The sequence below is a fragment of the Pseudomonas sp. ZL2 genome, assembly GCF_054788455.1.
On the sequence record NZ_JBGOGX010000017.1, the window covers coordinates 1 to 12,796 of the forward strand.

Consider the following 12,796-nt stretch of genomic DNA (forward strand, 5'->3'; position numbering starts at 1 on the left):
GAGACGTAGACTTGGCGAAGCAAGTCGTAGGCCGCGATGCCCCTGGAAGGCACCGAAGCGAAGGAACCCGGAGCGCAGCGTAGGGCCGTATGCGGGAGCGAGCGGTTTTGGTTCCTTTTGCCAAGAACAAAAGGGACCCGCCGTAAGGGCGGAAGGGGCCAGCAGCGGCGCCACATCGAATGGATAAGCTCGCAGCCTCAACATCCCCACTGGTTGTGACAAATGGCACACCCCTGCCTCTGTCACGCAACTGTATTGTCGACTATTCTGCAATCTGTCCCAGTACACTTCGCAACTGTTCCGGTATTCTTGCTCGAAACAGCCGTACAAAAACAACTACATTGCCTGCGTGTCGAGAACTGATCATGACCAACCTGTTGCTCTACCAGCGCATCGCCCAGCAACTGGCCGAAGATATTCGCCGCGGTGTGTATCAGCCAGGTGAGCGTGTGCCGTCGGTGCGCAAGATGAGCTCGCAGCTCAATGTCAGTCATGCCACCGTGCTGCAGGCCTATGCCAACCTCGAAGACCAGGGCCTGATTCGCGCGCGGCCGCAGTCCGGCTACTACGTACACCAGACACCCGCCCTGACTGCGCAGACGCCGGACATCGCCCGGGTCGAGCGCCCCGGCCTGGTGACGCGCAGCAGCATCATCCAGCAGGTTCTGACCGAAGCTCGGCGCGACGGGGTGTTCCCCTTCGGCGCGGCGGTACCCCATGTCGATTATTTGCCCGTGCGGGCGCTGCACCAGCAGTTGGCCAAGGTCACCCGCTTTCATAGCCCGCGGGCCTTCAGCTACATGTTCAGCCCGGGCTTCGAGCCGTTGCGTCGGCAGATCGCCATACGCATGCGCGATGCTGGCGTGGTGGTCGACCCCAGTGAAGTGGTGGTCACCCATGGCTGCGTCGATGCCCTGCAGATGTCGCTGCGGGTGCTGACCCGGCCGGGCGACCTGATCGCCGCCGAGTCGCCGACCTACTACGGCTTGCTGCAGCTGGCCGACCTGCTCGGGCTGAAAGTGATCGAAATCCCCAGTGATCCGTCCACCGGTATCAGCCTCGAGGCGCTGCAGCTGGCGGCCAACCAGTGGTCGATCAAGGCGCTGGTGTTGACCGCGCGCCTGAGCAATCCGCTGGGCGGCACCATTCCGGAAGACCGGCAGAAACAGTTGTTGCGCCTGGCCTCGGATTTCGACATTCAGATCGTTGAAGACGACATTTATGGCGAACTGATGTTCGAGCAGGGCAAGACCAAGTCGCTCAAGGCCTTTGATCGGTTGGGGCGGGTGATCTATTGCTCCAGCTTTTCCAAGACCCTGTCGCCAGGTGTGCGGATCGGCTGGATGGTCGCTGGCAAGTATCAGGCGGAAATCCAGCGTTTGCAGACCTTCACCACCCATTCAGCCTGCAGCGTGACGCAGATGGGGGTGGCGTCCTACCTGGAGAATGGCGGTTACGACCGGCACCTGCGCTACATCCGTCAGGAGTACCGGAAGAATCTCAGTGCCTACCAATTGGCGGTACAGCAGCACTTCCCGGAAGGCACGCAGATGACCCGGCCAACTGGCGGCTTCATTCTCTGGGTCAGCCTGCCGGGGCGGGTCAATACCCAGGAGTTGCATGTGCGCGCGCTGCAGCAGGGCATCAGTATCGCCCCGGGGTTGATCTTCAGTAACACCGAGCAGTTCAACCACTGCATTCGCCTGAACTGTGGTATCCCGTGGAACCGTGAAGCGGAGCGGGCGGTGATGACCCTGGGCATGCTGGCCAGCCAACTGTGCCAGGAGTCCGCCTCGGGCGCTTTTTTCTAGGCTTGCCAGTCGTGTCAGGAACGGGGAGCATAAGCATTTTCAGGGATAATCGTCGGTGCCTATGAAAGCGTTGCGTTGTATCGGGTTGTCCCTGTGCCTGCTCGGTGGCTTGGCTTGCTCTTCGGCAGCTGTGGCCGAAACTGCGCCAGCCGGCAAAGCCCCTGCAACGAAAAGCGCCAAGCCTGCGGTCAAGCCAAAGCAGGCAAAAGCGCCACCGGTGCGCAAGAAGGCAACCACCAAGGCCACCAAGCGTACCCCGCGTAAAAACGCCAAAGCGGCACCGGCACCCTTGCCCAAGGCCAAGCTCGACCTGAGCCTGCCCTCCAGCATGGTCAAGGAACTCAAGCCCGACACCCAGGAGCAGGCGCCGCTGCCCAAGCCCTTGCTGCCCTACCTGTTCGGTGAAAAGCCGCCGTCCGATAGCCCGTTCCAGCTCAATGGCCGGCTCATCAGCAACGAAATGCAACTGCAACTGCGCAACGAAAGTCGCAAGGATGTCGAGGGTGCGGCAATCGAGTTCGAGTTCAAGCAGTAGCGTGGAACTGACTGTTCGGTCATCACGTTCAGGCTGATATTTCATCCTGCGAGCAATTTCAAACACCTGTTTAAGCGGTTACTATCCGGGTTCATTCATCATTTGTTACTCCGAGGATTCTGTTGTCATGAATTGCCGTGAAGGTTGTGGCGCCTGCTGCATTGCGCCCTCCATCAGCTCGCCGATACCGGGCATGCCCAAGGGCAAGCCTGCTGGTGAGCGCTGCCTGCATCTGTCGGTTGCCAATCTCTGTGGCTTGTTCGGCAAGCCCGAGCGTCCGGCGGTGTGCGGTGGTTTCAAGGCGGAGGCCGACACCTGCGGCAACGACCGCGACGAGGCAATCAGGATCCTGGGATGGCTGGAGCAAATGACGGCAGCTTGAAACGCGGGTCTTCGACAATAAGGAACAAGAGAATGGGATCGTTTAAGCAAGTGGCACTGGTTTTGGGTCTTGGTGCGGTGCTGGTGCCGCTGGCTCATGCCGAGGACTGGAAGCAAGCCAAGAACGAAGACGGGATCAAGGTCGAGCTCAGTGAGGTGGCCGGTTCCGATTACAAGGCCTATCGCGGGGTAACCTTTATCAAGGCGCCGCTGGCGAAGGTCAGGGCCCTGCAGGAAGATGTCGCCGGTGCCTGCGCCTGGATCCATGAGTGCAAGTCGCAGAAGCTGCTGAAATCCGAGGGTGACCAGAGCTGGACCTACACTCAGTTCAATACCCCGTGGCCGGTCACTGCGCGTGATTCGGTCATGCATGTCACCACTACCGAGGCCGCCGATGGCAGCCTGACCCGCAAGCTTGAAGGTGTGCCGAAATACCTGCCGGAAGAGAAGGGCTTCGTGCGGGTGGCCAAGGTTGATGGCTTCTGGAAGCTGCAGCCAAAAGACGGTGGTACCGAGGTGACTTACCAGGTGCATACCGAGCCGGGCGGCAGCGTGCCGTCGATGGTGGCCAACAAGTTTGTGGTGGATGCGCCGTTCAATACCTTGAAGGCGTTGAAGGCGAAGGCTGAGAAATAGTAAGTACAGTTGTGGCGAGCAGGGGCTATTGGTTAACTGTTGGATAATCGCGGGGCAAGCCCGTTCCTGCAGGGGCGTTAACCGCGATGAGCGCGCAATAAAAAAGGCTGCCCGAAGGCAGCCTTTTTTCGTTTTCGGCCCAAGGGCTTACTTGCGGTCTTCCAGCTTGACGATGTCGCGCGACTCGTAGCCGGTGTACAGCTGGCGAGGGCGGCCGATCTTGTAAGGGCTGGAGAGCATTTCTTTCCAGTGCGAAATCCAGCCGACGGTCCGCGCCAGGGCGAAGATCACGGTGAACATGCTGGTTGGAATGCCGATCGCCTTGAGGATGATCCCCGAGTAGAAGTCGACGTTCGGGTACAGCGAGCGCTCGATGAAGTAAGGATCGGTGAGGGCGATCTCTTCCAGGCGCATGGCCAGTTCCAGCTGCGGATCGTTCTTGATGCCCAGCTCGCGCAGGACTTCGTCGCAGGTCTGTTTCATCACGGTGGCGCGCGGGTCGCGGTTCTTGTAAACGCGGTGACCGAAGCCCATCAGCTTGAACGGATCGTTCTTGTCCTTGGCCTTGGCGATGAACTTGTCGATGTTCGAGACATCGCCGATTTCATCGAGCATGGTCAGCACGGCTTCGTTGGCGCCGCCGTGGGCAGGGCCCCACAGTGCAGCGATACCGGCAGCGATACAGGCGAACGGGTTGGCGCCCGACGAGCCGGCCAGACGGACGGTGGAGGTCGATGCGTTCTGCTCGTGGTCGGCGTGGAGGATGAAGATCCGGTCCATTGCCTTGGCCAGTACCGGGCTGATCGGTTTGATCTCGCACGGGGTGTTGAACATCATGTGCAGGAAGTTTTCCGCGTACGACAGGTCGTTGCGCGGGTACATCATGGGCTGGCCCATGGAGTACTTGTACACCATCGCCGCCAGGGTCGGCATCTTGGCGACCAGGCGAACCGCGGAGATTTCGCGGTGCTGCGGGTTATTGATGTCCAGAGAGTCGTGGTAGAACGCCGACAGGGCGCCAACCACGCCGCACATGACGGCCATCGGGTGGGCGTCGCGGCGGAAGCCGTTGAAGAAGGACTTCAACTGCTCGTGAACCATGGTGTGGTTCTTCACGGTGCTGACGAACTGGGCCTTCTGCTCGGCATTCGGCAATTCGCCGTTGAGCAGCAGGTAGCAGGTCTCGAGGTAGTCGGATTTTTCGGCCAGTTGCTCGATCGGATAGCCGCGGTGCAGCAGGATACCCTTGTCGCCGTCGATATAAGTGATCTTCGACTCGCAGGATGCAGTCGCCATGAAACCAGGGTCGAAAGTGAAGTGACCCGTGGCCCCCAACCCTCTAACGTCGATAACATCGGGACCAACGGTGCCGGTTAAAATGGGCAGCTCGACGGGGGCTGCGCCCTCGATGACCAACTGCGCTTTTTTGTCAGCCATGTGGCCTCCTATTAATGCTTGAAATCATCAGACAGACCCCCCACGCAGGGCCCGCACCACTATAGTGAGATAAATTCGAATGTCAATTTGCCTAAAGCACGGTTGTAAAGGGCTTTGGGCGCTGTTTTTCCTCGAAATTACCGCCCGTTTACGCCTTTTGTTGGCTAAAGGCAATGCGCTATTTGGGCTAGGTGTCTGCGTTGTCATTAGTAGCCTAACTGTCTATAATCGGCCCCCGACCGCCAGGGGCTTGCAAGCCCGTGTTGCTGGGGTCGTCACTCCCTGGGTGGTGGGTACCTGACCAGTACACTTACCAACAACTTTGCCCTGCTTGCTAGGGGCTCTTCAGTGTGAAAAAAGCCGTGAAAAGCCAACGACCTGTAAACCTAGACCTAAGGACCATCAAACTCCCCATTACCGGCGTTACGTCATTTCTTCACCGTGTTTCCGGCATCATCCTCTTCCTGGGCCTTGGCTTCATGCTTTATGCATTGGGCAAATCCCTGGGTTCGGAGGAAGGTTTCGCCGAGGTGAAGGCATGCTTGACCAGTCCGCTGGCCAAGTTCGTGGCATGGGGCCTCCTGTCCGCCTTGCTGTATCACTTGGTAGCCGGTGTGCGCCACTTGATCATGGACATGGGCATCGGTGAAACGCTGGAAGGCGGCCGACTGGGCTCGAAAATTATCATCGCCGTCTCCGTGGTGGTGATCGTGCTGGCAGGAGTTTGGATATGGTAACCAACGTCACGAACCTCTCGCGTTCGGGCCTCTATGACTGGATGGCGCAGCGCGTTTCTGCGGTCGTTCTCGCGGCTTATTTCATTTTCCTGATCGGATACCTGGTCGCGCACCCGGGCATCGAGTTTGCCCAGTGGCACGCTCTGTTCTCCAACAACGCGATGCGTATCTTCAGTCTGCTGGCCCTTGTAGCCCTGGGCGCTCACGCCTGGGTCGGCATGTGGACCATTGCCACCGACTACCTGACGCCGATGGCGCTGGGCAAGTCGGCGACTGCCGTACGTTTCCTGTTCCAGGCGGTATGTGGTGTCGCGATGTTCGCGTACTTCGTCTGGGGTGTGCAGATTCTCTGGGGTATCTGATTCATGGCTAACATTCCTACGATTACATTCGACGCCATCATCATTGGTGGTGGCGGTGCCGGCATGCGCGCTGCGCTGCAGCTGGCCCAGGGCGGTCACAAGACTGCCGTGATCACCAAGGTCTTCCCGACCCGTTCGCACACTGTATCGGCCCAGGGTGGCATCACCTGCGCCATCGCTTCGGCCGACCCGAACGATGACTGGCGCTGGCACATGTACGATACCGTCAAGGGTTCCGACTACATCGGTGACCAGGACGCTATCGAATACATGTGTCAGGAAGGCCCTGCTGCCGTGTTCGAGCTGGACCACATGGGTCTGCCGTTCTCGCGTACCGAACAAGGCCGTATCTATCAGCGCCCGTTCGGCGGTCAGTCCAAGGACTTCGGTAAAGGTGGCCAGGCCGCCCGTACCTGCGCCGCTTCCGACCGTACCGGTCACGCGCTGCTGCACACCCTGTACCAGGGCAACTTGAAGGCAGGTACCACCTTCCTCAACGAGTACTACGCAGTTGACCTGGTGAAGAACCAGGAAGGCGCGTTCGTCGGTGTGATTGCAATCTGCATCGAAACCGGCGAAACCCTGTACATCAAGGCCAAGGCCACCGTTCTGGCCACTGGCGGTGCAGGCCGTATCTACTCCTCCACCACCAACGCCCTGATCAATACCGGTGACGGTATCGGCATGGCCCTGCGTGCAGGCGTTCCGGTCCAGGATATCGAGATGTGGCAGTTCCACCCGACCGGCATCGCCGGCGCTGGTGTACTGGTCACTGAAGGTTGCCGTGGTGAAGGCGGTTACCTGATCAACAAGCACGGCGAGCGTTTCATGGAGCGTTACGCGCCTAACGCCAAAGACCTTGCTGGTCGTGACGTTGTGGCCCGTTCCATGGTTAAAGAGATCATCGCCGGCAACGGCTGTGGCCCTAACGGCGACCACGTGATGCTCAAGCTTGACCACCTGGGTGAAGAAGTACTGCACAGCCGCCTGCCAGGTATCTGTGAACTGTCCAAGACCTTCGCTCACGTCGACCCTGTGGTCGCGCCGGTTCCTGTTGTTCCAACCTGCCACTACATGATGGGCGGCGTTGCCACCAACATCCATGGCCAGGCGATGACCCAGGACGCCGATGGCGTTGATCACATCATCCCGGGTCTGTTCGCGGTAGGTGAAGTGGCGTGCGTATCGGTTCACGGTGCCAACCGCCTGGGCGGCAACTCGCTGCTCGACCTGGTGGTCTTCGGTCGTGCTGCCGGCCTGCACCTGGAAAAAGCGCTGAGCGACGGTATCGAATACCTCGATGCCAGCGACACCGACATCGATGTTGCCCTGAGCCGCCTGAACAAGCTCAACGAGCGCAACACCGGTGAAGACGTGGCTACCCTGCGTCGCGAGCTGCAGAGCTGCATGCAGAACTACTTCGGTGTATTCCGCACTGGCGAATACATGCAGAAGGGTATCGAGCAATTGGCCGGTCTGCGCGAGCGTATCGCCAACGTCAAGATCAACGACAAGTCCCAGGCCTTCAACACCGCGCGTATCGAAGCGCTGGAGCTGCAGAACCTGCTGGAAGTCGCTGAAGCCACTGCAATCGCTGCAGAAGTCCGTAAAGAGTCCCGCGGTGCGCACGCCCGTGAAGACTTCGAAGACCGTGACGACGAAAACTGGCTGTGCCACACCCTGTACTTCCCGGGTGAGAAGCGCGTCGCCAAGCGCGCCGTCAACTTCGCGCCGAAAACCGTTCCGGCGTTCGAGCCTAAAGTCCGGACTTACTAAGGGTGGCCACAATGTTGCAAGTCGAAGTTTATCGTTACAACCCCGATACCGACTCGGCACCCAAGATGCAGGTGTTCCAGGTCGATACCGGCGGCAAGGACCTGATGGTTCTCGATGTATTGGCACTGATCAAAGAGCAGGACGAAGGTTTCTCGTATCGTCGCTCCTGCCGTGAAGGTGTTTGCGGTTCCGATGGCATGAACATCAACGGCAAGAACGGTCTGGCCTGCATCACGCCGCTTTCGGCCGTGGTCAAGCGCAACAAGCTGATCGTCCGCCCTTTGCCTGGATTGCCGGTCATTCGTGACCTGGTCGTCGATATGAGCATCTTCTACAAGCAGTACGAGAAGGTGAAGCCATTCCTGCAGAACGACACGCCGGCTCCGGCCATCGAGCGCCTGCAGTCGCCGGAAGAGCGTGAAAAGCTGGACGGTCTGTACGAGTGCATTCTGTGCGCTTGCTGCTCGACTTCCTGCCCGTCGTTCTGGTGGAACCCGGACAAGTTCCTCGGTCCAGCTGCACTGCTGCAGGCCTATCGTTTCCTGGCCGACAGTCGTGACACCAAGACCCAGGAGCGTCTGGCTTCGCTGGATGACCCGTTCAGCGTGTTCCGTTGCCGCGGCATCATGAACTGCGTAAACGTTTGCCCTAAAGGTCTGAATCCGACCAAGGCCATCGGTCACGTACGTAACATGCTGCTGCAAAGCGGTACCTGATTTTAAAAGTGTTGTACCCGTAGTACGCCAAGGTGCGGGCCCTTGCCCGCACCAAGGTGAAACCCGAGCTCGGGCCCACAAAGCCCAAGCTTTTACCTATGAAGATATGAGACCAGCAGGGGCTTCCGGGCTGGTACCCGGAAAATCTGTAGGATCCTTGGTGGCTTGGTTGGGTCGCTGCATTAGGACTTTTCCAGGCGTGCTGTGGCTCTTGCCGATCCGTCCCCTAACCGAGGGTGACCAAGCATGCAAGAAAGCGTGATGCAGCGCATGTGGGATAGCGCCCACCTTTCAGGTGGTAACGCTGCATATGTGGAAGAGCTCTACGAGCTTTACCTGCACGACCCTAACGCTGTGCCAGAAGAGTGGCGCACTTACTTCCAGAAGTTGCCCGCCGAAGGCAGCACCGCTACCGATGTATCGCACTCTACAATCCGCGACCATTTCGTACTGCTGGCAAAGAACCAGCGCCGCGCCCAACCGGTTTCCGCCGGGAGCGTGAGCAGTGAACACGAGAAGAAGCAGGTTGAAGTTCTGCGACTGATCCAGGCCTACCGTATGCGCGGCCACCAAGCCGCGAAGCTCGACCCCCTGGGGTTGTGGCAGCGCCCTGCGCCAGTAGACCTGTCGATCAATCATTACGGCTTGACCAATGCCGATCTTGATACGACCTTCCGTGCCGGCGACCTGTTCATCGGCAAAGAGGAAGCGAGCCTACGCGAAATCTTCGACGCTTTGCAGCAGACATATTGCCGCACCATTGGCGCCGAATTCACCCACATCGTCGACTCCGAGCAGCGCAGCTGGTTCCAGCAGCGTCTGGAGAGCGTGCGTGGGCGTCCAGTCTTCTCCGCGGATATTCAGAGCCACCTGCTCGAGCGCGTCACCGCCGCTGAGGGTCTGGAAAAATACCTGGGTACCAAATACCCGGGCACCAAGCGTTTCGGCCTGGAAGGCGGCGAGAGCCTGATTCCGATGCTGGACGAGCTGATCCAGCGCTCCGGTTCCTACGGTACCAAGGAAGTTGTCATCGGCATGGCCCACCGCGGCCGTCTCAACGTGCTGGTCAACACTTTCGGCAAGAACCCGCGCGATCTGTTCGACGAGTTCGAAGGCAAGAAGAAGGTCGAGCTGGGCTCCGGTGACGTGAAATACCACCAGGGCTTCTCGTCCAACGTGATGACCGCCGGTGGCGAAGTTCACCTGGCCATGGCGTTCAACCCTTCGCACCTGGAAATCGTCTCGCCAGTGGTTGAAGGTTCGGTACGTGCCCGTCAGGACCGTCGCAACGACACCGTTGGCGACAAGGTACTGCCGATTTCCATCCACGGTGACGCGGCATTCGCCGGTCAAGGCGTGGTCATGGAAACCTTCCAGATGTCGCAGACCCGCGGTTTCAAGACCGGCGGTACCGTGCACATCGTGATCAACAACCAGGTTGGTTTCACCATCAGCAACCCGCTGGACTCGCGTTCCACCGAGTACGCCACCGACGTCGCCAAGATGATTCAGGCGCCGATCCTGCACGTCAACGGTGATGATCCGGAAGCGGTGCTGTTCGTGACCCAGCTGGCCGTCGATTACCGCATGCAGTTCAAGCGTGACGTGGTCATCGACCTGGTCTGCTACCGTCGTCGCGGCCACAACGAGGCCGACGAGCCGAACGGCACCCAGCCGCTGATGTACCAGCAGATCGCCAAGCAGCGCACCACCCGCGAGCTGTACGCCGACGCCCTGACCCAATCGGGTCGTCTTGACGCCGAGCGCGTCCAGGCCAAGGTCGACGAGTACCGCAACGCGCTGGACAACGGCCTGCATGTGGTAAAAAGCCTGGTCAAAGAGCCGAACAAAGAGCTGTTCGTTGACTGGCGTCCGTATCTGGGCCACGCCTGGACCGCGCGTCACGACACCCGCTTCGACCTCAAGACCCTGCAGGAACTGTCGGCCAAGCTGCTGGAACTGCCGGAAGGCTTCGTGGTTCAGCGCCAGGTTTCGAAGATCTACGAAGACCGCCAGAAGATGCAGGCCGGTGGCTTGCCGATCAACTGGGGCTACGCTGAAACCATGGCCTACGCCACCCTGGCATTCGAAGGTCACCCGATCCGCATGACCGGTCAGGATATCGGCCGCGGCACCTTCTCTCACCGCCACGCGGTGTTGCACAACCAGAAGGACGCCAGCACCTATATCCCGCTGCAGAACCTCTACAAAGGCCAGCCACGTTTCGACCTGTACGATTCGTTCCTGTCCGAAGAAGCGGTCCTGGCATTCGAGTACGGCTACTCGACCACCCAGCCAAACGCACTGGTAATCTGGGAAGCGCAGTTCGGCGACTTCGCCAACGGGGCCCAGGTAGTTGTCGACCAGTTCATCACCAGCGGCGAGCACAAGTGGGGTCGTCTTTGCGGTCTGACCATGCTGCTGCCACACGGTTATGAAGGGCAGGGGCCTGAGCACTCCTCGGCACGTCTGGAGCGTTACCTGCAGCTGTGCGCCGAGCACAACGTCCAGGTTTGCGTACCGACTACTCCGGCTCAGATCTACCACCTGCTGCGTCGTCAGGTCATCCGTCCGCTGCGCAAGCCGCTGATCGTGCTGACGCCAAAGTCGCTGCTGCGCCACAAGCTGGCCATCTCGACCCTGGAAGAACTGGCCGAAGGCTCGTTCCAGACCGTGATCCCGGAAATCGATACCCTCGATCCGAAAAACGTCACTCGTCTGGTCCTGTGCAGCGGCAAGGTCTACTACGATCTGCTGGAAAAACGCCGTGCCGAAGGCCGCGAAGATATCGCCATCGTGCGTATCGAGCAGCTGTATCCGTTCCCTGAAGACGACCTGGTCGAAATCCTCGCGCCGTACACCAATCTCAAGGATGTGGTGTGGTGCCAGGAAGAGCCGATGAACCAGGGCGCCTGGTACAGCAGCCAACACCACATGCGTCGTATCCTGACCCGTCACAACAAGGACCTGGTCCTCGAGTACGCCGGTCGTGATGCTTCGGCAGCACCCGCTTGTGGTTACGCTTCGATGCACGCCGAGCAGCAGGAAAAACTGCTGCAAGATGCCTTCACCGTTTAATGCCATCGCGCACTAGAAACCGAATTTAAGGAACCACTGATAATGGCTATCGAGATCAAAGCCCCTACTTTCCCGGAATCGGTTGCCGATGGCACCGTTGCCACCTGGCACAAGCAGCCGGGCGAAGCCGTCAAGCGTGACGAGCTGATCGTCGACATCGAAACCGACAAGGTCGTCCTGGAAGTACTGGCTACCGCTGACGGCGTACTGGGTGCAATCGTCAAGGGCGAGGGCGAGACCGTCCTGTCCGACGAAGTCCTGGGTTCGATCCAGGAAGGTGGCGTTGCAGCTGCCGCGCCTGCCGCTGCAGCAGCTCCTGCTGCCGCCGCTGCTCCTGCCGCCGCTGCTGACGAAGACGCCGTCGGCGCGCCAGCTGCTCGCAAGCTGGCCGAAGAGAACGGCATCGCCCTGAACAGCATTAAAGGCACCGGCAAAGACGGTCGCATCACCAAGGAAGACGTGGTTGCTGCCATCGAAGCGAAGAAATCCGCTCCGGCTGCCGCACCTGCCGCCAAGCCAGCCGCTGCTGCCGCTGCCCCGGTCGTCGCCACTGGCGATCGCACCGAGAAGCGTGTACCGATGACTCGCGTACGTGCCACCGTTGCCAAGCGCCTGGTAGAAGCACAGTCGAACATGGCCATGCTGACCACCTTCAACGAAGTCGACATGACCGAAGTCATGGCCCTGCGTTCGAAGTACAAGGACCTGTTCGAGAAGACCCACAACGGCGTCCGCCTGGGCTTCATGTCGTTCTTCGTCAAGGCTGCCACCGAAGCGCTGAAACGCTTCCCGGCGGTCAACGCCTCGATCGACGGTTCCGACATCGTCTACCACGGTTATGCGGACATCGGCGTTGCCGTTTCCAGCGACCGCGGCCTGGTGGTACCGGTACTGCGCAACGCCGAGCAGATGAGCCTGGCTGAAATCGAGAACGGCATCGCCACCTTCGGCAAGAAAGCCCGTGATGGCAAACTGTCGATCGACGAAATGACCGGTGGTACCTTCACCATCACCAACGGTGGTACCTTTGGTTCGATGATGTCGACCCCGATCGTCAACCCGCCACAGGCCGCGATCCTGGGCATGCACAACATCATCCAGCGTCCTATGGCCGTCAACGGTCAGGTCGTGATCCGTCCGATGATGTACCTGGCACTGTCCTACGACCACCGTCTGATCGACGGTAAAGAAGCCGTGACCTTCCTGGTGACCATCAAGAACCTGCTGGAAGACCCGGCTCGTCTGCTGCTGGATATCTGATTGAGCAGCTGCAAGCTGCAAGCTTCAAGCGGCAAGCCTGAACGGTTTGCGCTTGAACTTGTGGCTT

The 12,796-nt window shown here is 59.6% G+C and carries 11 protein-coding genes; 10 read left to right on the forward strand and 1 reads right to left on the reverse strand.

Annotated elements, in window-relative coordinates; all coding sequences use genetic code 11:
- Window positions 1–365: 365 nt before the first annotated feature.
- The 4 genes from ABM562_RS14015 (at window position 366) to ABM562_RS14030 (ending at window position 3,363) form a co-directional block, all read left to right on the forward strand.
- Entirely contained in the window at window positions 366–1,811 is a 1,446-nt protein-coding gene (locus ABM562_RS14015; RefSeq protein WP_010224694.1) for an aminotransferase-like domain-containing protein, read from the forward strand.
- A gap of 217 nt (window positions 1,812–2,028) precedes the next feature.
- Window positions 2,029–2,346 carry a translation initiation factor 2 gene (locus ABM562_RS14020; protein WP_325175831.1) on the forward strand — a complete coding sequence of 106 codons (318 nt, stop codon included), beginning with the start codon at window positions 2,029–2,031 and terminating at the stop codon, window positions 2,344–2,346.
- A 127-nt stretch (window positions 2,347–2,473) separates the two neighbouring features.
- Entirely contained in the window at window positions 2,474–2,728 is a 255-nt protein-coding gene (locus ABM562_RS14025) for a YkgJ family cysteine cluster protein (protein WP_115087945.1), read from the forward strand.
- Window positions 2,729–2,760: 32 nt separating this feature from the next.
- Window positions 2,761–3,363 (forward strand): START domain-containing protein, encoded by a 603-nt coding sequence (locus ABM562_RS14030; protein ID WP_115087944.1) that lies wholly within the window; start codon window positions 2,761–2,763, stop codon window positions 3,361–3,363.
- A 147-nt stretch (window positions 3,364–3,510) separates the two neighbouring features.
- Here the strand turns inward: ABM562_RS14030 and gltA are convergent, their stop codons facing one another.
- Window positions 3,511–4,800: a citrate synthase gene (gene gltA / locus ABM562_RS14035; RefSeq protein WP_010224685.1), complete on the reverse strand. Its 1,290-nt coding sequence runs from the start codon at window positions 4,798–4,800 to the stop codon at window positions 3,511–3,513.
- A gap of 350 nt (window positions 4,801–5,150) precedes the next feature.
- Between gltA and sdhC the strand changes: the two genes are divergently transcribed.
- The 6 genes from sdhC (at window position 5,151) to odhB (ending at window position 12,729) form a co-directional block, all read left to right on the forward strand.
- Window positions 5,151–5,537, forward strand: coding sequence for a succinate dehydrogenase, cytochrome b556 subunit (gene sdhC, locus ABM562_RS14040; protein ID WP_174242293.1), 387 nt, complete (start codon window positions 5,151–5,153; stop codon window positions 5,535–5,537).
- Window positions 5,531–5,899: a succinate dehydrogenase, hydrophobic membrane anchor protein gene (gene sdhD / locus ABM562_RS14045; protein ID WP_028945358.1), complete on the forward strand. Its 369-nt coding sequence runs from the start codon at window positions 5,531–5,533 to the stop codon at window positions 5,897–5,899. Before sdhC ends, sdhD begins: the two co-directional genes overlap by 7 nt.
- 3 nt (window positions 5,900–5,902) lie before the next feature.
- Window positions 5,903–7,675, forward strand: a complete 1,773-nt coding sequence (sdhA, locus tag ABM562_RS14050; protein WP_010224679.1) for a succinate dehydrogenase flavoprotein subunit — start codon at window positions 5,903–5,905, stop codon at window positions 7,673–7,675.
- Window positions 7,676–7,686: 11 nt separating this feature from the next.
- Complete coding sequence (locus tag ABM562_RS14055; RefSeq protein WP_010224678.1) at window positions 7,687–8,391, forward strand: succinate dehydrogenase iron-sulfur subunit; 705 nt, start codon at window positions 7,687–7,689, stop codon at window positions 8,389–8,391.
- Between the two features lie 246 nt (window positions 8,392–8,637).
- On the forward strand, window positions 8,638–11,469 hold the full coding sequence (locus ABM562_RS14060; protein ID WP_115087943.1) for a 2-oxoglutarate dehydrogenase E1 component: 2,832 nt from the start codon (window positions 8,638–8,640) through the stop codon (window positions 11,467–11,469).
- Between the two features lie 42 nt (window positions 11,470–11,511).
- Window positions 11,512–12,729: a 2-oxoglutarate dehydrogenase complex dihydrolipoyllysine-residue succinyltransferase gene (gene odhB, locus ABM562_RS14065; protein ID WP_460422382.1), complete on the forward strand. Its 1,218-nt coding sequence runs from the start codon at window positions 11,512–11,514 to the stop codon at window positions 12,727–12,729.
- The last annotated feature ends 67 nt before the right edge of the window (window positions 12,730–12,796 follow it).

What these genes read in the sequence shown, in the direction of transcription:
- sdhD (WP_028945358.1), top strand. Translation starts at nt 5,531, where the DNA reads ATGGTAACCAACGTCACGAACCTCTCGCGTTCGGGCCTCTATGACTGG.
- ABM562_RS14015 (WP_010224694.1), top strand. Translation starts at nt 366, where the DNA reads ATGACCAACCTGTTGCTCTACCAGCGCATCGCCCAGCAACTGGCCGAA.
- ABM562_RS14060 (WP_115087943.1), top strand. Translation starts at nt 8,638, where the DNA reads ATGCAAGAAAGCGTGATGCAGCGCATGTGGGATAGCGCCCACCTTTCA.
- ABM562_RS14025 (WP_115087945.1), top strand. Translation starts at nt 2,474, where the DNA reads ATGAATTGCCGTGAAGGTTGTGGCGCCTGCTGCATTGCGCCCTCCATC.
- sdhA (WP_010224679.1), top strand. Translation starts at nt 5,903, where the DNA reads ATGGCTAACATTCCTACGATTACATTCGACGCCATCATCATTGGTGGT.
- ABM562_RS14055 (WP_010224678.1), top strand. Translation starts at nt 7,687, where the DNA reads ATGTTGCAAGTCGAAGTTTATCGTTACAACCCCGATACCGACTCGGCA.
- gltA (WP_010224685.1), bottom strand. Translation starts at nt 4,800, where the DNA reads ATGGCTGACAAAAAAGCGCAGTTGGTCATCGAGGGCGCAGCCCCCGTC.
- odhB (WP_460422382.1), top strand. Translation starts at nt 11,512, where the DNA reads ATGGCTATCGAGATCAAAGCCCCTACTTTCCCGGAATCGGTTGCCGAT.
- ABM562_RS14030 (WP_115087944.1), top strand. Translation starts at nt 2,761, where the DNA reads ATGGGATCGTTTAAGCAAGTGGCACTGGTTTTGGGTCTTGGTGCGGTG.